The sequence below is a fragment of the Pontibacter toksunensis genome, assembly GCF_042686245.1.
In the GTDB taxonomy this organism is placed as follows: Bacteria; Bacteroidota; Bacteroidia; order Cytophagales; family Hymenobacteraceae; genus Pontibacter; species Pontibacter toksunensis.
This window is the reverse complement of sequence record NZ_JBHUOX010000006.1, coordinates 164,654-187,964: the sequence shown is the minus strand read 5'-3', so window position 1 is coordinate 187,964 and position 23,311 is coordinate 164,654. Positions and strand designations below refer to the sequence as shown.

Here is a 23,311-nt window from a genome sequence, read left to right as displayed (position 1 = left end):
CCTATGCAACTCAGTTTCTGGGAAAGAGACACCTACTTCAGTAATATAGATGTACTGATAGTGGGCAGCGGCATTGTTGGCCTCAATGCTGCCCTGCACTTGAAAAAGACACAGCCACAGTTGAAAGTAATGGTTGTGGAACGGGGCCTTTTGCCGACTGGTGCCAGCTCTAAAAACGCCGGTTTTGCCTGCTTCGGCAGTCCTTCTGAGTTGCTGGAAGACCTGGAGCACCATTCGGAAGAAGCCGTTTTTAGCCTAGTGGAGCGCCGTTGGAAAGGGCTGCAGCGCCTGCGGCAGAACCTGGGCGACACTGCTATAGACTACAACCGCTGGGGAGGATACGAATTGTTCGGGCCACAACAGGAAGGCCTGCACGACGCCTGCATGGAGCGCCTCCCCTACCTCAACAAGCAACTGCAGCCCCTGACAGGCGAGCAGGATATATACCGCACTGCCGATAGTAAAATCAGCACATTTGGCTTTCAGCGGGTCCGCCACCTGATTGAAAGCACCGCCGAAGGGCAGATAGACACAGGCAAAATGATTCTGGCCCTGACGCAGAAAGTACAGGCACTTGGTGTTTTGGTGCTGAATGGGCTGGAGGTGCAGGAACTACAGGATGAGGGAACAAAGGTTAGTGCCATAACACTACAGGGCATTTCCATCAAAGCACGCGCAGCCCTTGTTGCCACCAATGGCTTTGCCAAAAAGCTGCTGCCACAGCTTTCCATTGTTCCGGCCCGGGCACAGGTGCTGATTACTAAGCCCATCCCCCACCTTAGTATCAAAGGCACTTTCCATTACGACAAAGGCTATTACTACTTCCGCAATATCGGTAATCGTGTGCTTTTTGGCGGAGGCCGCAACCTTGATTTTAGTACAGAAGAAACACCGGAATTCGAGCTGACAGCGCTGGTACAGCAAAAGTTAGAGGACTTACTGCGCGAGGTAATACTCCCCGACACCTCCTTTGAGGTAGAGCACCGCTGGAGCGGCATCATGGGCATGGGTTCTGAGAAGACAACGCTTGTACAGCAGGTGTCGGAGCGGGTGAGCTGCGCCATCCGACTCAGTGGCATGGGTATCGCCATCGGCTCGCTGGTGGGGGAAGAAGGAGCAGCACTTATACTGCAGCAGATTTGAATTTTTGTAAACCTGCGCCTGTTTTATAAGCAGAGGCTATCTGGAAGCTTGGATAGTGGCGCAATTGTTTATGTAATTCATCCTTTTATGCCAGAGCACATCTTTTATACAGATAAAGAGAGACATCAGTGTTTCTCCGCCTCCTGGAAGAAGAACTGGAGTAATTTCCGGCTGCGCTACCAGGGTGAGGAAATCTGCTCCTTTGCGACAAAGAAGGAACTGGTAACAGGGCGGCAGTTTATAATGCCAGATGGGCACCTGCTGTCCGTTCGCTTGAAGGGAGGATTACAGCCTGAGTTGGAGCTTCTGCTGGACGGGCTCCCACTGCCAGCTAAGACAAGATTTTTGCGCAGCAATGGAAAGGCTTCTTTTCAGCTGGCCCTCTTCCTGGGCCTTCTGAATATAGCAGCAGGAACGGTGGCAGCGGTTACCCAATCAGACATCATGCTAAGCATAGGCTTTGGGTATGGTAGTATGGCTATCGGAGCAGCTTACCTTCTGCTAGCCTGGGGCATCAGGCGTTTATCTGCTGTTGCAGTTTATGCCGTCGCCGCATTCATTCTAATTGACCTGGCGCTGTTGTTCGTCCTCACAGGTTTGAGAGAGGAGCCGACTTCTCCTGTTTCAGGTATCCTGATAAAGCTGTTCCTGGTATATGCCTACATCAAAGGTGTTGGGGCCATGAAAAGACTGAAATCACAGGATACAACAGGGTTAAACAGCAAACAATCGATAAATTAAAAGGCAAGCCGGGTAAATCGGCTTGCCTTTTAATTGGGTGCAATAAAGTTAACTAAACAGCTGCCCATACACGATTGTTTTGGTGAAAAAGTGGTGCCATACGTTTTACAGACTCTCTTTCTGCCTGGTAAAATGCCTGGTACTCTTCCTCTCCCATTTCCTCCCGGAGGGCTATGTGAAAGAGAGACATTTCAGGAAATAATTCATACTGTTCCATCCGCTCCTCAGGATTGTTTCTGTTAAAGTCATAAAAGCTTTTCATGGTTGATTTTTACTGTTAAATTTTAAGTTGTAATTCGCTGCCAAGAGTAACATACTCTTAATATAAACATTAAGTTGTTAACAATTTGAAAATCAACTTCATATAAATAGCAGCAGCAGCAGCTTCACTAAAAAATAAACAGGCTACACCAAAAAGGTATAGCCTGTTTGCCAATAATATAAAGCATTTACTTTTTCTATATTATTTTCGGCAGCTTTCTTCAGTCCTATCACCCATGTATTTGCTCTACTAAAGTCTATAGGCTTAGCGCTTTATAAGCCCAGCACATCTGTTCCCTGCTCAAATACGATATCAACCGGTATATTGGCTTTGGCCAGGCGGTCTAAATCTGACTGGAGCTGCGGACTTACCTGGCCTTGCACCTCCAATAGCTCACCTACTCCGGCATAATCTCCTGTACCCTGAAGCGTTAGTATCTTCTCCGACAGCTTATTCATAGCCTCCCGCATCTTCACATAGTTTACCCGGTACTTGCCTGTCTGCTCGTCACGCTCAAAGGCACCATTTTCCTTAAAGAAGTTGAAGCGTACCATGTTTGCCTTGCCATGCGCACTGGCCGCTCCAAAGCGAACGGAACGGAAAATACCCGCCAGAAAGGTAGTATAGTAATCTTCCAGGCTGCCTTCTACCTCGCCTATCTCGTGTAGCTGTGTAATCATATAGAGGCCAAGTATGTCCGCTTTACCTTCTTCCAGCGCAGAGGCATGCTCTTTCAGCGCCTCACGTACTGTTCCTTTGCCGTTCACCGTGTTCTTAATACCTAGCCCATGCGCCACCTCATGGAACATTGTGTTGGCAAAGAAGGCATCGAAAGTTACGTGCTGCTGCTGGTCCTCCACTATCAGCTCGTCTGCAATAGGCTCCATGATTTTGTCGAACTTCGCGCGCATGGCATTTTTCAGCTGGAGGCGCCGGGTACCCTTCTTCAGCTGCACCTCCTCATCGTTAGGTAAATTGATGGCAATGGTTTTGCTGCCTGCGTTGCTGTCGCCGGCATAGTAAACCACATCGTAAGCGTTCAGGTCAGAGTCGGTGCCAGGCGTTTCCTGCTTGTACTTTGCCTCTACCGGAAGGCCACGCTGGAGTTCTGGCAGGAAGGCGGCATACTTTGCCAGGCGCCCGCTCCATTCCATGTCTTTTACCAGTACATAGGCCTCATGCGCCGCCTTGTAGCCAAACAGCTTGTCCTCGTACGTCTCAATCGGCCCTATTACCACATCAATTTTATTATTCTTCATATCCATCCAGGCGAGGTCACTTGGCTGGTAATTATCTGTGAGCAGCGCCTCAGCCCGCAGGCTCAGGTACTTCTTCAAACCTGGTTCTTCTGCTAGGTCAGCGGCCTGTTTCAGCAATTCAGACGCCCGCTGCACTTCTTCCTTAAACTGTACATGGTAAGGCACTGTAATGAGTTTGCCATTCGCATCGCGGCGCAGGAGGGTGTACTGGCTGGTCTTGTCCGGGAGGCTGGCCTGCTCAAACTCCTCCTTTGTCATGTCCTTCGGATAATAGTTAGCTCCTTCGGGCTTTGGTCCGACTCCGGCAATAAATGGTTCGTTGTTATTCAGGCGGTCCCAAGGTCCGTAGTTGATGTTCACAAAGCGTTTCGCATTCTCACTGTCCAGGGCTGTCAGCAGGGAGTCCTTTTGCCCATAGGCCTCATGCCAGAACAGCTTGTTCATGATATCAGCGGCCTCTATCAGCAACGGAATCATCTGCTTTTCTTTTGCACTCAGGTTCTGGAGGTCAGCGGTCAGGCGCACGTTGGTGTACATATCCAGTTTCTGCTGCAGGCTATCGGGGGGCTGAACTGCCGCTGTGGTTTCTCCTGTTTCGGTAGTAGAGCTGGTGCATCCAAAAGTAGCCGCCGCTATGGCCGTAGCAACGAGTAGGTGGTGTGGTTTCATCTTGTATAGTTTATTTTGATGCTGAAGATAGCAAAAATTGAGGTGGTGCCAAAGCAGCAGGTGGTGCAGGTGTGCGGGTAGGTAAAAGTGCCGTAAAACGCCAGAAACAGTGAAGGGAAAAGCCGCGGCCTTTCCCTTCACTAAGACAAAAACAGCCTGAGAGCCTAAAACAAACCAAACAGTTCCCGCTGTATCTTCTCAATAATAGAACCTAAATCCTCAGGATTCGCCACAAAATCCATGTTGTTGACGTCAATTACCAGTTGTTTGCCCAGGTCGTAGCTGCTCATCCAGGAGTTATAGTGTTCGTTGAGGTTGCGGAGATAGTTAATGCTGATGCTGCTCTCATAGTCGCGGTTGCGCTTCTCTATCTGGCCGATTAGCTTGGGCAGTTCAGCTTTCAGGTAAATCATCAGGTCCGGGGCCTTTACCATGCTGATCATCGACTGAAATAGCGAAAAATAGTTCTCGTAGTCGCGGGTGCTCATCAGGCCCGACTGGTGCAGGTTTTTGGCAAAGATAAAAGCGTCTTCGTAGATGGTGCGGTCCTGAATCACATCATTGGTCTTCGACTGTATCTGCTGCACCTGGTTAAAGCGACTGTTCAGGAAGTACACCTGCAGGTGAAATGCCCAGCGCTCCATGTCCTCATAAAAGTCCTTCAGGTAAGGGTTATCATCAACTGCCTCCAGGTATAAATCCCATTTAAAATACTGGGACAGTTTTGTGGCCAGGGTGGTTTTGCCGGCACCAATGTTGCCGACTATTGCAATGTGCATGGTAATCTGTGGTTATAGTATAAATCGGGATGTAAAAGTACGGCTTTTTCAGATGGTGAATAAGGTCGGTTTTAGACAATTTCCCCACGGGGTTATCAACATTCCCGCCTCTTGCACCACCTGCGCCTTAACCACATGGTCCGGGTGCCGTACAATTAAAGGTATTAACCAATAAATCAGAAACAGCTATGACAAAAGGACATAACCAGGCCCCAAACAAACAGACTGATCCAAAGCCGAAGAATCCGGACGACCAGAACGAAAACCGCCACCTGACCGACAAGAAGCAGAACAAAGACCCGGACCAGGGACGTAACTCTGGTGAAGACCAGTCTGGGGGCACCAAAGGGCAGAATGCCATTTAAATTACAATCCAATATAAATACAAAGCCCTTGCCACTAATGTAGTGGCAAGGGCTTTGTATTTATATTGGATTGTTTGCCTGGTTATCGGTTGCTCTCGCGCCTTTGCTCATAGGCATCTTTTACTTCACGGCTTTTTTTGAGGGAAGCAAACTCTAACTGCAGGGCTGCAATCTTTATTTTATCGCCGCTGCTGAGCTGGTCAAACACCTCTGCTTTGCGGGTGTTCAACTCCCCGATGACAAATTCTGCATACTCCCAGTCGCGGAGGCTCCAGTTGCGCCGCTGCTCCCGCGTTACCTCCAGATGCTGGACATAGGCATCGCGCAGCTTAGCTGGTTTCAACCGGCTGATATTGGTCGTGCCTGTCAGTTTCCGTTCCCAACGCTCCAGTTCTTTTCCTGACAGGTCAACCGATGTACTCTCGTTACGTTCTTCCCAACCTTCATAGCGCTGTTTTATGTCGTTGTACTCTTCCCTGGACTCCTCAGACAGATTTTGCGAGTCCCGGTTCAGGCCGGCGGTCAGGCTCTTGAACTCCTGCTTTACAGTAGGCCACTCTTTACGGATAGTACTGTCTGCCTGGCTCGACCTGCGCTGCATCCAAGCTCTCAGGTCGGCTAGGTCTTTCTCCAATTGTGACTGTGCCTGCGCACCTCCAAGTGTTGCTGTTACCAATACAAGCGTCAGCATCCATTTCATAACTTTCTTCATAGGTTGTTCCGTCTGGCTTAAACTATAACAGCTTTTAACCGTAAAAATTATGCCACAAATAGAAGAAGCAACCATACTGCCACATTATCTCCTGCAGCATTCAAAAAAACTTTACACAAGCACAACTGTTATTGTACTATCTTTTGGAGACAATTTTCGTTTATCATGCACAAGGGGCAAGACAAAACGATTTATTGTACTTTCTTAGCCACGACGCAATAAGTAATATATGAGTAAATCCCATCATAATAAAGGCAGCTTTCACGAGACTGTTGTATCTATATCGAACCATGACGATATATTTCTGAGCGTGGATGAATTTCCGTTTAAGACAACACTTAGCCTGTCGCCTCTGATTACGTATTGGGAAAACAAAGAGCAGAACGACCCCAGTTGCAATGCGGCAAGGGTGCGAGAGTTGGCAGACCTGCTTCGCAACACCCCGGAGCTGGCTGGCCCCATTGGGGACACAGCCATCATAGACAAGTATGTAGAAACCGTTGATATCCTGATGGAGGATGTCTTCCCGAGCGCCCTGTGGGAGAAAGAGCTAATGGCAGCAGTAGTGCCTTTCCGCTTCCAGAGTTTCTATGCCACCCCGAAACTGGAGGATCTGAGGCTGCTGGAAGGGGACAATTATGCTGAAAAGCTGAACCTGGACCTGAAAACACTGCTTTTCCGGCTTATCCTATCAGCATACACCCTCATACTTGAGAAGTTTTATAATGCCAACTTCAACATTGACGTCCCATTTATTTTTACTGTAAAGGATAAATTCACTGGCTTGCCGCGCCATTACAAGCTCATCATCGACCTGAAATTTATGGAGGTGAAGGCCAAGGGCAAGATAAAAGACCTGCAAACGCAGGAGATAAATTTCCTGATTAACCGCTATAACGACCTTGACCTGTGGATGATGAAGCTGCCACCGGATAACTTCGAGTTTTCCGGCTTTGCAGTGTATGACTTCACGGAAGTTACAAACGAGGAAACTATTTCCACGCTGCGCTTCGACCTGCTGGACAGGGGCTCTGTGAGCACAACAGAGGGGTTTCTGAACCTGCAGCAGAAGATGCGCATCCTTTTTGGCTTACCTGATATCAAACTCGGCTTTGCCTCTTGCCCTGCGTTGCAGGAATTTGATACCACCTATGCCCGCAGAATCTGGAACGGTCTTATCCTCACTCAGGACTGCGACATTGTTCTCTCAGACCTGCATGACTCCATTTATGAGCCAGTGCTGAAGAGAGGCAATACTATTGTGGTGGAAGACCTGGAAGTGCTGCCGAACCCAACTAAAGTTGAGCAGAAGCTACTGCAGTCAGGTATCCGCAACCTAATAATAGCACCGCTGGTGTATGACGAAAAAATCATTGGCCTGATGGAGCTGGCCTCGCCCATACCAGGTGAGCTCAACGCACTGTCTACTATCAGGCTGAAAGAAATATTGCCGCTGTTTGCCCTTGCTATTAACCGTAGCCTGGAAGAGCTACGCAGCAACATTCAGAGTATCATAAAGGAAAAATACACGGCTATTCACCCAATTGTGGAATGGCGCTTTACAAAGGCGGCAGTAAACCTGTTAGATAAAATGGAGCGAAACGTGAGTTCTGAGATTGAACCCATCGTTTTTCGGGAGATTTACCCGCTCTACGGCTCCTCCGATATTCGTGGTTCTGCCACGGAGCGCAACAAGGCCATACAGGGTGACCTGATGGAGCAGCTGGTGCTGGCAAAAGAGGTAGTACTCGCTGTGAAAGATAACCTGCCGCTTTCCATTCTGGATGAATTAATATTTAAGATGGACAAGTTCTCCCAGGATATCCTGAGCGAGCTCAGCTCCGGGGATGAGGTGCTGGTACTGGAATTTCTACGCTCTGAGATTGAGCCGCTTTTTGATCACTTCCTGAGAAAGCGCCCTGCTGCGCGCGAGGCTATAGAGGCATATCGTTCCGCTATCAGCAATCCTTATAAGGTGGTGTACAACAAGCGCCGCGCTTATGAGGAAAGCCTTTTCATGATTAACGAAACCATCTCCACTTTTCTGGATCGGGAGGAAGAGAAAGCCCAGCAGACCTTCCCCCATTATTTTGAGAAGTACAAAACCGATGGCATTGAATATAATATTTATATTGGCGCATCGCTTCTCAACAGCGGCGATTACCAGCCTATTTACCTTAAGAACATGCGGTTGTGGCAACTGATGCTCACCTGTGAGGTTGCCCGGCGTGTGCATAAGCTGCGTGCAAACCTGAAGCTTCCCCTGGAAATCACGCAACTCATACTTGTGCACAGCGACCCTATCTCTATCCGCTTCAGATTGGATGAGAAGAAGTTTGATGTAGATGGCGCTAACAACATCCGGTATGAGATAATTAAAAAGCGGATAGACAAGGCAACTGTCCGCGACTCCCAGGAGCGCCTGACACAGCCGGGTAAGATAGCCATTGTATATACGCAGCAGAAAGAAGTACAGGAGTACCAACGCTATATTGAGTTTCTGCAGTCTGAGAATTACATAGGCAAAGAAGTGGAATACCTGGATGTGGAGGAACTGCCAGGTGTGCCAGGGCTAAAAGCAATACGCCTTTCAATCAACTTCAAAGAGAAGCTGCGACATGACATTGATGCCGGTGACGAGTTGCTGAACATTGCACAGAGGGCCAGCTTAAATTAACCGGCTCCTGCAGAAGCTATGGCTTCCCGGTTCTGCATTCCTTACTGTATCTACTCCTTCGACACCGACCGCAGGCAGCATATGTTTTAGGCTTGAGCTCCATTAACATAGGATGCGTTGAGACTTATCCGCCTATTTCAGTATATTTGTTAACACTCAAGTAAAAAAGAACTATGGCAAAAACAAAAATAACAGTAAACAACAACGGCTCGCTGCGCATAGAAGGCGATGAATTTGAGATAGTAGACAAGAACGGTAACACGTATGGCTTAGGAGGACGCGAACTGGTATCTATTTGCCGTTGCGGGCTTTCCAAAAACAAGCCTTTCTGCGATGGCTCTCATAAAGGCCATTTTGAGCATGAGGCTGAGGCATTCGACCTGCCTCCAAAGAAACAGTAATTTCCAACTTTCCCTTCAATGGCTGACCGCTTCGTAACCATTGCCACTTTTAATGAACTAACGGAGGCCCATATCATGAAAGGCCGGCTGGAGGCAGAGGGCATTCTTTGCTTTTTGGGGGATGAGCATATTGTGGGGGCACAGCCGTTCTATGCAGTGGCTGTGGGTGGCGTGAAGCTGAAGGTAACAGCACAGGACGCAGAAGAGGCTTTCGCCATTATGGCCAAAATACAGGGAGGAACCTCAGAGTACCTGTATAACGATGACCTGGAGATGGCTCCTCCCATGCAGGAGCATGTTGCTCCTGCCAAAACATGTCCCAACTGCGGTTCTGATAATTTCAGCGAGGAGAAATACAACAAGACCGTATTCTCCATCAGCTACCTGCTGCTGGGGTTCCCCCTGCCCTTCATGAGCCGCAAGTTTATTTGCTATAACTGCGGACACCGTTGGAAAGCGAAATAAAAAAGGAAGCCTCAAGAGGCTTCCTTTTTTATTTTAGGAAATGCTTCTGCTTACACATCCTCGTTAAATGGTATCGGGAAGCTCACCCACACATCATCACCAGTGCGGTCTATCGGCAGCTGGTTCAGTCGGTTATAGCGGCGCATATCTATCCAGCGGTGCCCCTCAAAAAACAGGGAGTAGCGTCGCTGACGCAGCATCTCATCAATGAGCGCCTCCTGTGTTATGGCACCAGTATAAGGTTGCAGGCCATGCCCCGCCCGGATGATGTTCAGCGCATCTACGGCATCCTGCAAAGCCCCTGTCTGTATCTTGGCCTCTGCGTAAATCAGGATCAGCTCCTCATTACGGATAAGTGGCACAGGGTCCAGGTTTGTCTCATACAGTGCCACATCATACTGACCTGTCAGGCCACTCTGTGTTGCCGCAGCAGTACGTTGTGCTACTTTAGACAGGCGGTCATCGTCGGGAGTAGCATCTGTCACAAAGGTTGGATGCGCAATACGCACCTCACCTGTTGCGTTTGGAGCGAAGTAAAGCGGGTTCAGGATATCACCAGATGCATTGCTGAACACATAGTAAACGCCCTTGTCGAAGTTTGTAGTCAGCTCGAGGAACGAATTGTTTACAAAAGTGAGCGCCTCTGCAAACTCGTTTCTGTACACGGCTACCCTGGCGGCCAGCGCCTGGTTAAACTTCAGGAAAGTTTCTGGTGTGCTGAAGCCCTCAAAACCACCTGACAAAGGAAACGCAAAGACAGTACCGGCCTGATCCAGGTGCGCCTTGGCCTCTGCCAGCAGACTGGCAATGGCAGTAAGCGCAGCCTCTCTTCCCACCACAGGGCCCAGGTTATCAGGGTCCTCCACCTCTATTCGAATCCCATTCTCATTCATCAGCGTCAGGTTCATGAGCAGCTGGTGTGCCTTTATGGTTTTGGCAAAACCCAGGTAGCCTTGCTTCTGCTGCTCAGTTATCTGGTTTGTATTGTTAACAGAGGCAATAAGGATGTTGGCATTCTTCACAGCCCGGTACCTGGCATTCCAGGGGCGGGTTGTGTAGAAAGTGTTGTTATCCAGTGCGGCACTACCTGCACCCAGAAGGTCAGACGTAAAGCGTGGCTCCGCACTTGAAAAACGATAATGCTCACGCCCCACCACTCCCAGGTCATCGTAATAGGTACCTAAATCTATACGCATCGCAGCCTCTGTGCCTACTACCAAGTTGTTCAGATCGGCTACCGATGCATTTTCCAGCACCGATTCTATGGTTGAGTTGTTTGGGTCCGGGATACTTTCTATTTCGCAGGAAGGGAGCGCAAGCGCCAGCGCCAACATCGCTACAACCTGCTTATTCATTATCTTATTAAGGTAATTCTTCATGTCTGAGTGAGTTTAAATTAGAAGCCTATCACAAAATGGAAGAATGTTCTCCTCGAAGCCGGGAACGGTGTCACATCAACGCCTGTGGAAAGCCCGTTTGCCCCGAAGTTCGATACTTCCGGATCATAGCCGCGGTAGTCTGTAAACACGAACACGTTGTTGGCAGAAACCCCTACTTTTACCTGACGCACCATGTCACCAAACACTGTGCGCAAAGCCGGTGCAGGTAAATCGTAGTACAGACCGATTTCCCGCAAACGCAGGTAAGATGCATCCTGAACAAACGTTTCGGCTGATACACCAAGTGTGTTGATGCGCTCCTGTGCATTTGTCACTCCATCGCCATTGTCATCGTCGTCAAAATCAGGTGTTGTGCCGCCGAGGTCAGTCAACAGCTCTGTCAGGTTAATGTTGTCGCCGCCTTTCTTCCAGTGAAGCAGGAAGGAGAAGGTAAGGTTCTGCTTTATAGTGAAGAAGTTGTGGAAGTTCATCTGGAAATCAGGAGCAGCATCTCCTAACTGCACCACGCCCTCATCGCCCCTGATGCCTACTATCTGTGTGGCAGATTTGCCCTCGTCAATAAAGAATGTTCCGAGGGTAGTACCGAAGGCACCCAACGGGAAAGGCGGCACATCATCGTTCAGTTCTGTTATTTCAGAGCGGTTCACCCAGTAACTGGTGCGTGAGTTCCACTTAAATCCAGGAGTTTCAACAGGAATAGCGTTAACAGCAAGTTCATACCCTCTGTTCTGAAGCTCGCCACCATTCACCACCTGGGTAGTGAAACCGGAAGAGCCCGCAATGTTACGGTACAGGATCAGGTCTTCTACTGTTTTATTATACCAGGTCCCCTCAAATATGATTTTGTTATCCCACAGAGCAAAGTCAAGGCCTGCCTCCAGTTCTTTCTGGCGCTCCTGCTTAATGTCACTGTTTCCTTGTTGTATGGCAGGTATAAGGCCTGGCGCGCCGCCAATGTTGAAAGGAGAAAAGGAAGTATACTTCGCACCGAATGGCGGGAAGCCACCGGATTCGCCATAGGCAACCCGCAGTTTGAAAAGATTGATGTCATCCCACTGCCAGAAATCCATGTTCCCTACGTTTAGCGCAAGCGAAGCCTTCGGGAATGCCTGGAAGTCATTTATATTGGCGTTGTTAGATGATTTGTCCAGGCGAAGTCCGGCAGTGGCAATGATGATGTCTCTGAAGTTAACCTCTTCCTGGAAGAACAAGCCTTTGTTGCGCACAATCAGCCTGTCCTGCGACACCGACACGGCACCGGACTGGTCCAGGTTTGTCTGTGTACCAATCAATTGTGTGGCCACGTTCAGTATCTGGTCCTGATTAAAGTTCTCTCGGGTGGCACCCAGGGTAGAAGTCAGGAACAGGTTATTGTCTGCCAAGGAAAGGTTATTTACTATAAAGGCGGCGTAGTTCGTGTTCAGGTTATAGGTGCTGCCTTGGATAGAGGCGCCGTTTGTACCCCTTCCCTTAGACTGAAACTGCAGTGTGCTCGGGAAGAAGGCGCGCGTTCCGAGGTTGTAGAAGTCCAGGCCAGCGCGAATAACCAGTTTGGTGTTGCTCATTTCGCCTTCCTGCAACTTGGTGTTTAAAGTAAAGCCCCCTATAAAACGGTTCGTGGTCTCATTGTTCGTGATCAGGTCACGGGTCTGCAGGAAGTTAGAGGCAGCAAAAGGATTGTCAGGATAAACACCGTTTTCATCCGGGCGAAGGTCGACAAAGCTTGGCGTAGAAGACAAAGCCACGCCAAAAGAGACGCCGGCATTGTCGTTGTTCGTGAGCCCGCGGTCAGCAGAGGAATTGATGTAATTAGAGGACAAACTAAAATCAAAGCGCTCGGAAATGATATGGTCCAGGTTGAAGCGAATAGATTTCTTCTCATAACCCGTATTCTTCACAATGCCTTCTTCATCCTGAATAAGCCCGCCTACAAAGAAACGTGTCTTTTCAGTACCACCACTCACATTTAGCCTTGAGTTCAGCAGCAGGCCGGCGTTTCCGTAAAGTTCCTCTTCATAATCAATAAAGCGGCCCTCGCGTTGCGCCTCCAGAAACAGCGGCACAAAGTCTTCACCGAAAGACGCTCTTACTCTTTCCTCTGTATAAGTGCGCATGCCCAGTTTATTCGAGATAGTGGTAACACCAATATCCTGCGAAAAATCTATCAGGGTTTTACCAACTGCACCACGTTTTGTAGTAACAATCACCACACCAGCAGATGCCAGCGAACCGTAAATGGCAGCGGCAGAAGCACCCTTCAGCACTTCTATACTTTCAATATCCGCAGGGTTCAGGTCTGCTATACGGTTTGAGGCGTTGTCCTGTGTGGAAGTACTACCACCACCCGCTGCATTCGTGATGGCGTTGAGGCCCGCAGAGATAGAAGAGTTATCGATGATAACACCGTCCACCACAAACAGTGGCTGCGCATTACCGAAGATAGATGTAATTCCGCGGAGCTTCATGGCCATACCGCCACCTGGCGCACCCGAGTTGGCTACCACGTTGGCACCAACCAGCTTGCCGCTGATAGCAGCATCTACTGTTTGCGGCGTTGTAATGCCAGAGACTTCACGTGCATTCAGGGACGCCACTGCATTAGCGGCATTTGTTCGCTTGACGGTAGTGGCCAAGCCAGTCACCACTACCTCACTCAGGTTGGTGAGTCTTTCCTTCAGTTCTACGTTCAGCACATTCACCTGGGGAGTTACATCGAACGTCATAGGAACGTACCCGAGGAACTGAAAGGTCAGCTTCCCGCTGTTGCCCGGCACCTGGATAACGTAGTCACCTGTGGCATCTGTGTTTGTGCCGATGGTAGTGCCGACTACCACAACGCTTACGCCCGGTAGCGGTGCCCCGGAGCCAAAGTCAGTTACTGTACCGCGCACTGTCGTTTGCCCGAACAGGGCAAAGGGAATCATCATAAGCAGCAGTACAAGCAGCTTGAGAGGATAATTTTTCTTCATAGATCAAGGGAGTTTATATGGTATAATAAACAGGCGGGAGCAGCTACGTCCCTTTTTAGCTTTATCAATGTAGCTATGTTTTAGTATATTAAATATTAATGTTCTAACATACTATATAAACATGCCCATACATCTGCCGAACGAACGCTTTTCCTTTACCAACGCCATCTCCTGGTACTGTAAACGATAGCTTTATTATAGTACATTACCGTCATGTGCAGACACCCATAAAAAAAAGCAGCAGCTTCTGTAGCTGCTGCTTTGCCATGCGTCTTATTTGCCAGCCAGGGAACTTACCAACTGCACATACTCTTCACGCGCATCCTCCTGGCTCTTTCCTTGCTGCTGTTTCCAGGCATCCCACTTGGCAATGTTCTTAAAGTCAAATCCGCCGGGGCGTTCCGTATTCACATCTCCCTCTGATGCCTGCTTATAGAGGCCATATAGTTGCAGCAGCACGTTATTGCTAGGGCGCTCTGTTAAGGTCTTTGATTTTTCTACTGCGTTTTCAAATTCTGCTTGTGTTGCCATGTCACTCTTTTATTAAACTATGTTTTTATGTGGATAATGTGATAAGTTAATAAAATTACAGCTACATGCATAACATTATGCCTGTTTTGTTTCTGGCTGATTTTTCATAATTTTAGTCGTGATACGCCTTGTTTTTTCAGCTGCACACCCACTAAAGTCTATGTTTGAGAATTATGAAAAGCTTTAAAACGAAAGTGGCTGCATCCGCTACCATGCTAACTGCCTGCCTGGCTTTTGGTAGTGGTTGCTCCTCCAGCAATACCTCCTCCAGCAGCGGCAACACCGCTACCGCCGGGCAGGCTGCGGTGACCACTGCAACCGAACAGCCAGCCGTGCAGGAACCGCAGCCCCCGGTTGCCACCAAGACACCGAAAGAGCTCACCGCCCACGGTGATATGCGCATCGACAATTATTACTGGATGAACCAGCGTGAGGACCCAAAGGTGGTTGCCTATCTCAATGCTGAGAATGATTATACCAAGCAGCGGCTGGCACATACAGAAGCGCTACAGGAGAAGCTATACAAGGAGATAGTAGGCCGCATTAAGCAAACCGATGAGTCGGTGCCGTATAAGGAAGATGGCTACTGGTATTATACCCGCTACGAAGAAGGCAAGGAATACCCGATTTATGCCCGTAAGAAAGGTACGCTACAGGCTCAGGAGGAAGTGATGGTGAATGCCAATGAGCGTGCGGAAGGCTTGGACTATTACTCCGCCGCTGGCATGAACGTGAGCCCCAACAACCAACTGCTAGCCTTTGGCGAAGATACTGTGAGCCGACGCAAGTATACCATTCGCTTTAAAGACCTGAACACAGGCAAACTGCTGTCAGACGCTATTCCAAACACAACCGGCGGTGCTGTATGGGGGAACGACAACAAAACAGTGTTCTACACGATGAAGGACCCGGCCTTGCGGTCTTTCAAGATTTTCAAGCATACCTTGGGTACACCTACCTCGCAGGACAAAGAGGTGTATCACGAGGCAGACGAAACCTTCAGCACCTTTGTCTACAAAACCAAGTCAGACAAATACATCATCATCGGGAGCGGCAGCACCCTATCGAACGAGTACCGCTACCTGGATGCAGATAAACCAAATGGCACCTTTAAGGTGATACAACTGCGTGAGCGGGGGCTGGAGTACAGCGTAGACCATTTCGGCGACAAATTTTACATGGTGACGAACAAAGACGGCGCCACCAATTTCAAGCTGATGCAGACACCGGTGAGCAAACCCGGAAAAGCTAACTGGAAAGAAGTGGTGCCGCACCGCGAGGACGTACTGTTGGAAGGCATTGAAATTTTCAAGGATTACCTGACACTGCAGGAGCGCAGGAATGGCCTGCCGCAGATACGCGTGAAGAAGTGGAGTGACCCCAAGACCGACTACTACATTGATTTCGGGGAAGAAGCCTATACCGCTTCTATCGGCATTAACCCTGACTTCGACAGCAAAGTGCTGCGGTACAATTACAGTTCCCTCACTACCCCAAGCTCCACTTATGATTATAACATGGTAATCAAGGAGCAGGAGCTGCTGAAGCGCCAGGAGGTAGTGGGCGACTTTAACCCGGAGAACTACGAGGCGAAGCGCATTTACGCCACCGCCGACGACGGCACAAAGATCCCGGTGTCGCTGGTATACCGAAAAGGAACGCAGCTGAACGGCAATAACCCAACACTGCTCTACGCTTATGGCTCCTACGGCATCAGCACAAATCCTGGATTTAATTCTGTGCGCCTCAGTTTGCTGGACAGGGGCTTTGTGTACGCCATTGCCCACATACGCGGGGGCCAGGACATGGGCCGCCAGTGGTACGAGAATGGAAAGCTGCTGAAGAAGAAAAACACCTTCACCGACTTTATAGATGCCGCCGAGTTTCTGGTTGAGCAGAAGTACACGAACCCTGACAAGCTGTTTGCCCAGGGAGGTAGCGCTGGTGGCTTATTAATGGGTGCAGTGGTGAACATGCGCCCAGACCTGTTTAAGGGCGTGCTGGCCGCTGTGCCTTTTGTGGATGTTATCACGACCATGCTGGACACCAGCATACCGCTAACAACAGGCGAGTTTGACGAGTGGGGCAATCCTGCTAACAAGGAGTACTATGACTACATGCTGTCTTACTCGCCATACGATAATGTAGAAACCAAAGAGTACCCTAACATGCTTGTTACCACCGGCCTCCACGACTCGCAGGTGCAGTACTGGGAGCCGGCCAAGTGGGTAGCCAAGCTCCGCGACATGAAAACAGATGATAACATGCTGCTGCTGCACACCAACATGGCAGCAGGCCACGGCGGTGCCTCCGGCCGCTTCGAGCGCTACAAAGAGACAGCCCTGCAATACGCTTTCCTGCTCAACCTGCTGGAGCAAAATCAGTAAGTGGTGATTGTTAGTTGCTGATTGATTTGCAAACAATTTCCAGTACAAAAAAGAAGAAGCGGACTGTTGAGCCCGCTTCTTCTTTTTTGTAGCTTTCTGATTTATAACTTACCCATAACTCGGAGAAGAGGTTTAAAACGTAATCTATCAAATCAACTGCAAAACGAGTCTATAGACTCTTACCCGCGCCAGTAACAGCACGTAACGCAGCCATCTCTACATCAACAGGATAAACAATAGACAATCAACAATCAGCTAACCTTCAGCACAATCTTACCAAACTGTTTACCTTCGTCCATACGTCTGAAAGCCTGCTCAGCCTCTTCCAGTGGAAAGACTTCATCTACGACAGGCTTCAGCTCTTTATCCTTCACAAACCTGACCATGTCGGCAAAATCCTGTGCAGTGCCCATCGTGCTGCCGTTTATCGAAATCTGTTTCCAGAATATCTCTGCAGGGTTCAGTTCTTTTATAGTGCCTGCCGTACGGCCATAGTTCCCGATGCGTGCGCCGGGGTTAGACAACCGGATGAGTTGTGCAAACCCTTCTCCTCCTGCAGAGTCAATCATCACGTCAAAACCGCCACCTGCCTGTTCTTTCAGCTGCTTACCCCAATCTTCTGACTTATAGTTGACGCCTCCCTTGGCTCCTAATGCTTTAGCTCTTTCTATCTTCTCTTCTGAGCTGGAGGTTACCCATACCTCGGCGCCTGCCGCCACGGCAAACTGCACTGCAAAAAGCGCTACGCCGCCGCCGGCACCTGTTACCAGCACACGATCGCCTTGCTGCAAGTCGCACCGCGTGAATAAGGCGCGGAAGGCTGTGACACCTGCCAGTGGAATGGCTGCGGCTTCCTCAAAGCTCAGGTGCTCCGGCTTGTCATGCAGGTTCGCAACCGGCACTTTTACATATTCCGCAAAGGCACCTTGCTGCGGCATGCCCAGTATCTTGAAATCTTTCCCTTGCGCGCGCGGGTTGTTCCCCCAACCGGTAGAAGGGTCTATCATAACCTCCTTCCCTATCCAACTCTTGTCTACCTTGGCGCCTGTTTCTGTCACCACACCGGCTCCGTCAGAACCTAGCACTGCAGGTACCTGAATGTTAGCGTACTGCCCGTGCTGAATCCAGACATCGCGGTGGTTAAGGGCTGCGGCCTTTACCTGCACCAGCACCTCTCCTTCACCTGGCTCAGGCTTTTCCTTTTCTACTATCTTAAGTGGTTTCCTTATCTCTTTCAGTGTAACTGCTCTCATTAATCTTTATGGGTTGAACAAATTAAACATTATGAACAAAAGTATACTTTCTGCACCAGACCGAATGCAGGGGCATTTGCATTTTAAAGCATTGCTCTTAACTTTCGGCAGGACAACACATACTTTATGAACAGGAGCTATAGTATACGGCACGCCACCGAAGCAGATATAAAGACCATACATCGACTCGCCGAAGCCATCTGGGCACCTACCTACAGCAGTATTCTGAGCCAGGAACAGGTTGATTATATGTTTGGGGTGATTTATGCGGAAGATGAGTTGGCAAAGCAGATGCAGACAGAACAGACTTTCCTGCTGCTGTATGAGGAAGACGAACCTGTTGGCTTTGCTGCTTATTCTTTAAAAGACGAGCCTGGGGGTGTTTATAAACTGAACAAAATTTACCTGTTACCAGGGAAGCAAGGGAAAGGCTACGGGAAAGGCTTACTTTCAGCTGTAGAGAACGAGGTGAAGCAGCTCGGCGCCAACGCCCTTGACCTGAACGTGAACCGCTACAACAAAGCAAAGCAGTTTTATGAGCGCTTAAATTACCACGTGCACCTCGAGGAAGACATTCCAATCGGCCCCTACTGGATGAACGACTATGTGATGCGCAAAGAACTTTAAATTCATCAGCTACAAAAGAAAAAGGGCAGCCACATGGCTGCCCTTTCTTATATGCTCATTTTAAACTCTCAAATTAATTATGTGCTATTGGATCTGCATTCCCATCTGGGTCTCCTTTAACATACCCACTTGTGGCAGGCTTACCACCAGTTAACAATAATATCCCTGCCACGTGTGGCGATGCCATAGAAGTACCGCTAATGGTATTATAGCCCCCATCCTTCCACGTAGAATTGATACTAACACCCGGAGCACAATAGTCTACTGGTGGGTTACCAAAATTGGAGAAGCTGGCAAAGGTGTCTGTATTATTCATAGCAGACACGGTAAAAATGTATGTTCCATTTGCACGGGCAGGGGATGCCTCATTCGCATGTACGCCATCGTTACCTGCTGCAATTGCGAAATAAATGCCTTTGGAGGCTGCAGCAACGACGGCATCATCCAGTGCTTGTGAAACGGGACCGCCCAAACTCATGTTGGCGGCGTCTCCAGCTTTACCTTTTGCCGCCACATGATCTACACCGGCAATAACGCCAGAATAAGAACCACTACCGCGGGAATCAAGAACTTTTATAGGCACTACAGTGGCACCATAGGCTACGCCTATAACACCAATACTGTTGTTCAACGCCGCTATTGTACCTGCTACGTGAGAACCGTGTCCGTTTCCATCGTCAAGTGATCCAGCATCTCTGCCACTTGTGAATGCGTTGTAACCCCGGGTTGCGTCTACTTTCAGGTCCGGGTGATCTAAATCAATACCTGTATCAATTACCCAGGCAGTCTTACCTGTACCATCTGCAGAGCCAACCCGTGCAATACCATAAGGTGTCACTTGAGTTGGAGAACTGCTGCCACCTGATCCCGGCTTAGCCAGCATTACAATACGGTCTGGTTCAATGTAATCTACACGGGAATCGCTTTTAAGCGTTTCAGCTTCCTCGTCTGACATTTTTACGGCCATGCCTGTTATGGCTACTCCGTAAGCCTGCTCTATCTGGTAGCCGGATATTCCGTTCTCGGCCATGATGCTCTGTCCCATTTCACGTACCATTTCAGTTCGCTGTGCATAGGTAACACTTGGGTCGATGCGCAGTGTCTCGTCTTTCTTAAATACAACTATGTACTGGCCTTTGATAATAGCACCATTTTGGCCGTCTGTCTGTACAATAGCCTGAGGTTCAGCAACATCTACTGCTTCGTTATCGCATGCTGTAAAGGTACAGGCTGCTACAGAAGCCGCAGCACTAAACATAAGGGATCGCATTAAACCACGGAAGTGTATAGTGTTCTTCATAAGCATTGAAAGGGGGCTAGATAAAATGAATGAAATTAAATTTTTTCAAGTAACGCAATTCTAATGTATAGCATAAGATTTAACAATGCAATATATTCCCTTTTTTTATTTATCAAGATTACGAGGTCAACTTATATACCAGACAAACTGATGTCTCATGTTAAAATATACTATGTACGTACAGCCGATGAAAGTGAATTTCAGCTTTCACAGCCTCAAACAAAGCAGAGGAAATCATAGGAAAGTATTTACTCACTCATGTTCCTAAATGGTAGTCTGTCCTATACGTTTATCATTTTACCAAAGGATACATAAGAATTAATAATATTTAAAATATACTATTTATAATTAAATATATAATAAATAAAAACAATGCTTTTCTTATCTATTTAGGATTTTGTATATTGAAAGACAATGCAAAAGCGAAAGACATGAAACACAGCATATTCTCAATTCCTAACATGAGATTATTCCTGCTAGCAGGCTTTTTACAGGCGACAGTTTCCTGCAACCAGGCTTCTGATGGCACAACTGTGGCAACGACTGAGACACCAGATGAAACGGACCAGCAACTGGTTCCACTTACCACTGATAATGTAGTGGAGGTACTCACCGCCTACGAAAAGAAGCATACGGATAGTCTTGCTGTTATCAGCACGCGCCACGGAGACATTAAGGTGCGGCTGTATAAGGATACCCCGCTACACCGCGCTAATTTTGTTCGCCTAACAAAAGCAGGTTTCTACAACGAAGGAGAGTTTTACAGGGTAGTGAAAGACTTTGCCATACAGGGAGGTGACTCTGATGAGCGGCAAATGAAGCAAGGGCCTTACAAAATTCCTCAAGAGTTTAACCCCAGGCACATCCACAAGCGGGGTGCACTGGCCATGGCGCGCTATGGCGATGAGCGTAATCCTGATAAAGAGTCCTCCTCTCATAACTTTTATATCGTGACCGGACAACCTGTGTCGGAGGATGAGCTAAGAGCATTTGAGGCACAGCATGATATACAGTATACGCCGGAACAGATCAAAACCTATTTAGAGGTTGGAGGAGAACCAGGCCTTGACACAGAGTATACGGTTTTTGGCGAGGTGGTGGAAGGAATGGATGTCGTCGAAAAAATTGAGCAGGAGCCCGTGGATGCCTCTGACTGGCCAAGGCGCGTGGTGAAACACACCGTGAAGGTAGTAAACGAATAGTACGTTTCTATACAAATAGCAAAGGCGCTGCAGAAAATACTGCAGCGCCTTTGCTCTTCCTGATGATAGTATATGCTCTAGACTTACCAGATTTTGATGCGGCTTTCTTCACTACGCACCATAGGGTCTTCTTCATCGCAGCCGAAGGCTTTGTAGAATTCGGGCATGTTCGCTACGGGCCCGTTTGTGCGGAAGCGGCCCGGTGAGTGCGGGTCTGTCAGGATTTGCTGGTTCTGTGCCTCATCCCGCATGTTCACGCGCCAGATTTGAGCCCAGGCCAGGAAGAAACGCTGCTCCGGCGTCAGACCGGCTATTTTTCCCGGGTTGCTCTTCTCCAGCGCTTTCTGCAAGGCAGTGTAGGCAATGTTCAATCCCCCGATATCGGCGATATTTTCCCCTAAGGTTAGCCTGCCGTTTACGTGCAGGTTGTCCAACACGGTATATTGATCGTATTGATCGGCAACGGCATTTGCGCGGGCGTTAAACTGCTCAAGGTCTGCTTCAGACCACCAGTCTTTCAGATTTCCTTCAAAATCATACTTGGCACCCTGGTCGTCGAAGCCGTGCGTTAGCTCATGCCCGATAACAGCTCCCATGCCACCATAGTTCACTGCATCGTCGGCCTGTGGGTCGAAGAACGGGGGCTGCAGGATACCAGCCGGGAACACAATCTCGTTCATGCTTGGGTTGTAGTAAGCATTGACTGTGGGCGGCGACATAAACCACTCTTTCCGGTCTATTGGCTGCCCTATTTTACCAATGTTATCGCGGAAGGCAAACTGGCTGGCGCGCATCACGTTGGCAGCATAAGAGTCACGGCTAACGTTCAGGCCCTGGTAATCTTCCCACACGTCCGGGTAGCCTATTTTTACGGCAAAGGCACCTAATTTCTGCAGGGCGCGTGCTTTCGTCTCTTCGCTCATCCAGTCCAGGTCGCGCACATGCTCTCTAAAAGCCTCCTGCAGGTTGTCCACCATCTGAATAGCTTTTTGCTTGGCCTCCGGCGAAAACGTTTCCTGCACATACAGCTGTCCTAAAGCCTCTCCTAAAGCACTGTCTGTGGCCCGTAAAACGCGCTTCCAGCGGGACTGCATTTCTTTTGCACCGCTCAGTACCCTGCCATAGAAGTTAAAGTTCTCCTGCACAAAGTCATGGCTCAGGTAAGGCGCTGCAGTACGGGCCACGTGCCATTGTGTATAGGTCTTCCAGTCTTCCAGTGGTACGCTCTTCAGCATGCTGTTTAATTCCATGAAGAAATCTGGCTGCCCGATAATAATTTCTTTTGCCGCCTCTGCGCCCATGCCTGTCAGCAGCTGGCTTACTCTCAGGTTAGGATTTTGCTTTGCAAACTCCTGCACCGTCATCTTGTTATAGTTGGCGTACGGGTCGCGCAGATCAACCCTGGCGCGCGATGCCTGTGCCAGCTTTGTTTCGATGAGCATCACTGTCTGCGCCTTTTTTTGAGCAGTAGCCGCATCATTTCCCATCAGCTGAAACATGTTCTGCAGGTGTTTCAGGTACTCTGTTCGGATAGTTTCAGAGCGCTCGTCATCCTTCAGGTAATAATCCCTGTCAGGCAAGCCGAGGCCGCCCTGTCCTGCCTGCAGCGCGTACTGTGTGCTTATCTTGTCATCCTGTGACACATACATGCTAAAGAACCCGCTTATACCTTTGGTTTTTAGTTCAGCAACAGTGCTTAGCAAGTCAGATGTAGACTTAGCAGCCGCAACCTTATCTAACTCGGGCCTGATTGGCGTAATGCCTGCCTTGTTTGCCGCTACGGAGTCCATACCAGCCGCATAGAAATCCCCGATGAGTTGGCTGGCTGATCCTTTAGGAGCAGTAGTATTAGAGGCTGCTTCGGTTAAGAGCTCACGCAGTACGGCATTGTTGCGTTCAGCTAGCTCATTGAAAGATCCCCAACGGCTTTCAGATGCCGGAACAGGGTTGTTTTTTACCCATTCTCCGTTAGCATACTGATAAAAGTCAACACAAGGGTCCGAAGTTGTGTCCATATTGGCCAGATCCAGGCCCCGGCCCATGTTCATTTCGGTAGTTTCCGTTGTTGCCGTTACAACATTTTCGGTTGAGGTAGACGAACTACAACCTCCCAGCAGCAGACCTGCAAGCACTACTGAAAAAGGCACTGTATACTTTTGTTTCAACATA

General features: G+C 48.9%; 19 protein-coding genes. 9 read left to right on the top strand and 10 right to left on the bottom strand.

The features are described 5' to 3' along the window. Positions 1-3: 3 nt before the first annotated feature. Both ACFS7Z_RS10255 and ACFS7Z_RS10250 read left to right on the top strand, forming a co-directional pair. On the top strand, positions 4-1,143 hold the full coding sequence (locus tag ACFS7Z_RS10255) for an NAD(P)/FAD-dependent oxidoreductase (protein ID WP_377484071.1): 1,140 nt from the start codon (positions 4-6) through the stop codon (positions 1,141-1,143). Positions 1,144-1,230: 87 nt separating this feature from the next. Further along, on the top strand, positions 1,231-1,884 hold the full coding sequence (locus ACFS7Z_RS10250; RefSeq protein ID WP_377484069.1) for a hypothetical protein: 654 nt from the start codon (positions 1,231-1,233) through the stop codon (positions 1,882-1,884). A gap of 52 nt (positions 1,885-1,936) precedes the next feature. Here ACFS7Z_RS10250 and ACFS7Z_RS10245 read toward each other — a convergent pair whose 3' ends face one another. The 3 genes from ACFS7Z_RS10245 to ACFS7Z_RS10235 form a co-directional block, all read right to left on the bottom strand. Then, positions 1,937-2,146: a hypothetical protein gene (locus ACFS7Z_RS10245; protein WP_377484067.1), complete on the bottom strand. Its 210-nt coding sequence runs from the start codon at positions 2,144-2,146 to the stop codon at positions 1,937-1,939. Positions 2,147-2,418: 272 nt separating this feature from the next. Beyond that, positions 2,419-4,074 (bottom strand): dipeptidyl-peptidase 3 family protein, encoded by a 1,656-nt coding sequence (locus ACFS7Z_RS10240; protein ID WP_377484065.1) that lies wholly within the window; start codon positions 4,072-4,074, stop codon positions 2,419-2,421. A gap of 164 nt (positions 4,075-4,238) precedes the next feature. Next, on the bottom strand, positions 4,239-4,853 hold the full coding sequence (locus ACFS7Z_RS10235; RefSeq protein ID WP_377484062.1) for a deoxynucleoside kinase: 615 nt from the start codon (positions 4,851-4,853) through the stop codon (positions 4,239-4,241). Positions 4,854-5,041: 188 nt separating this feature from the next. Between ACFS7Z_RS10235 and ACFS7Z_RS10230 the strand changes: the two genes are divergently transcribed. Then, a complete protein-coding gene (locus ACFS7Z_RS10230; RefSeq protein WP_377484060.1) occupies positions 5,042-5,218 on the top strand; it encodes a hypothetical protein in 177 nt (58 codons plus the stop codon). Positions 5,219-5,300: 82 nt separating this feature from the next. Here ACFS7Z_RS10230 and ACFS7Z_RS10225 read toward each other — a convergent pair whose 3' ends face one another. Then, positions 5,301-5,930, bottom strand: coding sequence for a hypothetical protein (locus tag ACFS7Z_RS10225; protein ID WP_377484058.1), 630 nt, complete (start codon positions 5,928-5,930; stop codon positions 5,301-5,303). A 229-nt stretch (positions 5,931-6,159) separates the two neighbouring features. Here ACFS7Z_RS10225 and ACFS7Z_RS10220 point away from each other — a divergent pair, with 229 nt between their 5' ends. From ACFS7Z_RS10220 to ACFS7Z_RS10210, 3 genes are all read left to right on the top strand, one after another. After that, positions 6,160-8,607 carry a GAF domain-containing protein gene (locus tag ACFS7Z_RS10220; protein ID WP_377484056.1) on the top strand — a complete coding sequence of 816 codons (2,448 nt, stop codon included), beginning with the start codon at positions 6,160-6,162 and terminating at the stop codon, positions 8,605-8,607. Positions 8,608-8,780: 173 nt separating this feature from the next. Then, positions 8,781-9,008, top strand: a complete 228-nt coding sequence (locus ACFS7Z_RS10215) for a CDGSH iron-sulfur domain-containing protein (protein WP_377484054.1) — start codon at positions 8,781-8,783, stop codon at positions 9,006-9,008. 18 nt (positions 9,009-9,026) lie between these two features. Further along, on the top strand, positions 9,027-9,473 hold the full coding sequence (locus ACFS7Z_RS10210; protein WP_377484052.1) for a putative signal transducing protein: 447 nt from the start codon (positions 9,027-9,029) through the stop codon (positions 9,471-9,473). Between the two features lie 50 nt (positions 9,474-9,523). Here the strand turns inward: ACFS7Z_RS10210 and ACFS7Z_RS10205 are convergent, their stop codons facing one another. From ACFS7Z_RS10205 to ACFS7Z_RS10195, 3 genes are all read right to left on the bottom strand, one after another. Beyond that, the gene (locus ACFS7Z_RS10205; RefSeq protein WP_377484050.1) at positions 9,524-10,828 is read right to left on the bottom strand and encodes a RagB/SusD family nutrient uptake outer membrane protein; all 1,305 of its coding nucleotides are present in this window, start codon (positions 10,826-10,828) and stop codon (positions 9,524-9,526) included. Between the two features lie 41 nt (positions 10,829-10,869). Further along, entirely contained in the window at positions 10,870-13,842 is a 2,973-nt protein-coding gene (locus ACFS7Z_RS10200; protein WP_377484048.1) for a SusC/RagA family TonB-linked outer membrane protein, read from the bottom strand. Between the two features lie 273 nt (positions 13,843-14,115). Further along, positions 14,116-14,373 (bottom strand): acyl-CoA-binding protein, encoded by a 258-nt coding sequence (locus tag ACFS7Z_RS10195; protein ID WP_377484046.1) that lies wholly within the window; start codon positions 14,371-14,373, stop codon positions 14,116-14,118. 173 nt (positions 14,374-14,546) lie between these two features. Here ACFS7Z_RS10195 and ACFS7Z_RS10190 point away from each other — a divergent pair, with 173 nt between their 5' ends. Beyond that, the gene (locus tag ACFS7Z_RS10190; protein WP_377484044.1) at positions 14,547-16,760 is read left to right on the top strand and encodes a S9 family peptidase; all 2,214 of its coding nucleotides are present in this window, start codon (positions 14,547-14,549) and stop codon (positions 16,758-16,760) included. 251 nt (positions 16,761-17,011) lie between these two features. Here the strand turns inward: ACFS7Z_RS10190 and ACFS7Z_RS10185 are convergent, their stop codons facing one another. Continuing rightward, complete coding sequence (locus tag ACFS7Z_RS10185) at positions 17,012-18,013, bottom strand: quinone oxidoreductase family protein (protein WP_377484042.1); 1,002 nt, start codon at positions 18,011-18,013, stop codon at positions 17,012-17,014. Positions 18,014-18,139: 126 nt separating this feature from the next. Between ACFS7Z_RS10185 and ACFS7Z_RS10180 the strand changes: the two genes are divergently transcribed. Beyond that, positions 18,140-18,640, top strand: coding sequence for a GNAT family N-acetyltransferase (locus ACFS7Z_RS10180; RefSeq protein ID WP_377484039.1), 501 nt, complete (start codon positions 18,140-18,142; stop codon positions 18,638-18,640). Between the two features lie 73 nt (positions 18,641-18,713). Here ACFS7Z_RS10180 and ACFS7Z_RS10175 read toward each other — a convergent pair whose 3' ends face one another. Continuing rightward, complete coding sequence (locus ACFS7Z_RS10175) at positions 18,714-19,940, bottom strand: S8 family serine peptidase (RefSeq protein WP_377484037.1); 1,227 nt, start codon at positions 19,938-19,940, stop codon at positions 18,714-18,716. Between the two features lie 461 nt (positions 19,941-20,401). On the opposite strand from ACFS7Z_RS10175, the gene ACFS7Z_RS10170 reads away from it, so the two are divergent. Next, complete coding sequence (locus ACFS7Z_RS10170) at positions 20,402-21,142, top strand: peptidylprolyl isomerase (RefSeq protein WP_377484034.1); 741 nt, start codon at positions 20,402-20,404, stop codon at positions 21,140-21,142. Positions 21,143-21,225: 83 nt separating this feature from the next. Here ACFS7Z_RS10170 and ACFS7Z_RS10165 read toward each other — a convergent pair whose 3' ends face one another. Further along, positions 21,226-23,310 (bottom strand): M13 family metallopeptidase, encoded by a 2,085-nt coding sequence (locus tag ACFS7Z_RS10165; protein ID WP_377484030.1) that lies wholly within the window; start codon positions 23,308-23,310, stop codon positions 21,226-21,228. Between the last annotated feature and the right edge of the window lies 1 nt (position 23,311).

What these genes read in the sequence shown, in the direction of transcription:
- ACFS7Z_RS10255 (WP_377484071.1), top strand. Translation starts at nt 4, where the DNA reads ATGCAACTCAGTTTCTGGGAAAGAGACACCTACTTCAGTAATATAGAT.
- ACFS7Z_RS10250 (WP_377484069.1), top strand. Translation starts at nt 1,231, where the DNA reads ATGCCAGAGCACATCTTTTATACAGATAAAGAGAGACATCAGTGTTTC.
- ACFS7Z_RS10245 (WP_377484067.1), bottom strand. Translation starts at nt 2,146, where the DNA reads ATGAAAAGCTTTTATGACTTTAACAGAAACAATCCTGAGGAGCGGATG.
- ACFS7Z_RS10240 (WP_377484065.1), bottom strand. Translation starts at nt 4,074, where the DNA reads ATGAAACCACACCACCTACTCGTTGCTACGGCCATAGCGGCGGCTACT.
- ACFS7Z_RS10235 (WP_377484062.1), bottom strand. Translation starts at nt 4,853, where the DNA reads ATGCACATTGCAATAGTCGGCAACATTGGTGCCGGCAAAACCACCCTG.
- ACFS7Z_RS10230 (WP_377484060.1), top strand. Translation starts at nt 5,042, where the DNA reads ATGACAAAAGGACATAACCAGGCCCCAAACAAACAGACTGATCCAAAG.
- ACFS7Z_RS10225 (WP_377484058.1), bottom strand. Translation starts at nt 5,930, where the DNA reads ATGAAGAAAGTTATGAAATGGATGCTGACGCTTGTATTGGTAACAGCA.
- ACFS7Z_RS10220 (WP_377484056.1), top strand. Translation starts at nt 6,160, where the DNA reads ATGAGTAAATCCCATCATAATAAAGGCAGCTTTCACGAGACTGTTGTA.
- ACFS7Z_RS10215 (WP_377484054.1), top strand. Translation starts at nt 8,781, where the DNA reads ATGGCAAAAACAAAAATAACAGTAAACAACAACGGCTCGCTGCGCATA.
- ACFS7Z_RS10210 (WP_377484052.1), top strand. Translation starts at nt 9,027, where the DNA reads ATGGCTGACCGCTTCGTAACCATTGCCACTTTTAATGAACTAACGGAG.
- ACFS7Z_RS10205 (WP_377484050.1), bottom strand. Translation starts at nt 10,828, where the DNA reads ATGAATAAGCAGGTTGTAGCGATGTTGGCGCTGGCGCTTGCGCTCCCT.
- ACFS7Z_RS10200 (WP_377484048.1), bottom strand. Translation starts at nt 13,842, where the DNA reads ATGAAGAAAAATTATCCTCTCAAGCTGCTTGTACTGCTGCTTATGATG.
- ACFS7Z_RS10195 (WP_377484046.1), bottom strand. Translation starts at nt 14,373, where the DNA reads ATGGCAACACAAGCAGAATTTGAAAACGCAGTAGAAAAATCAAAGACC.
- ACFS7Z_RS10190 (WP_377484044.1), top strand. Translation starts at nt 14,547, where the DNA reads ATGAAAAGCTTTAAAACGAAAGTGGCTGCATCCGCTACCATGCTAACT.
- ACFS7Z_RS10185 (WP_377484042.1), bottom strand. Translation starts at nt 18,013, where the DNA reads ATGAGAGCAGTTACACTGAAAGAGATAAGGAAACCACTTAAGATAGTA.
- ACFS7Z_RS10180 (WP_377484039.1), top strand. Translation starts at nt 18,140, where the DNA reads ATGAACAGGAGCTATAGTATACGGCACGCCACCGAAGCAGATATAAAG.
- ACFS7Z_RS10175 (WP_377484037.1), bottom strand. Translation starts at nt 19,940, where the DNA reads ATGAAGAACACTATACACTTCCGTGGTTTAATGCGATCCCTTATGTTT.
- ACFS7Z_RS10170 (WP_377484034.1), top strand. Translation starts at nt 20,402, where the DNA reads ATGAGATTATTCCTGCTAGCAGGCTTTTTACAGGCGACAGTTTCCTGC.
- ACFS7Z_RS10165 (WP_377484030.1), bottom strand. Translation starts at nt 23,310, where the DNA reads ATGTTGAAACAAAAGTATACAGTGCCTTTTTCAGTAGTGCTTGCAGGT.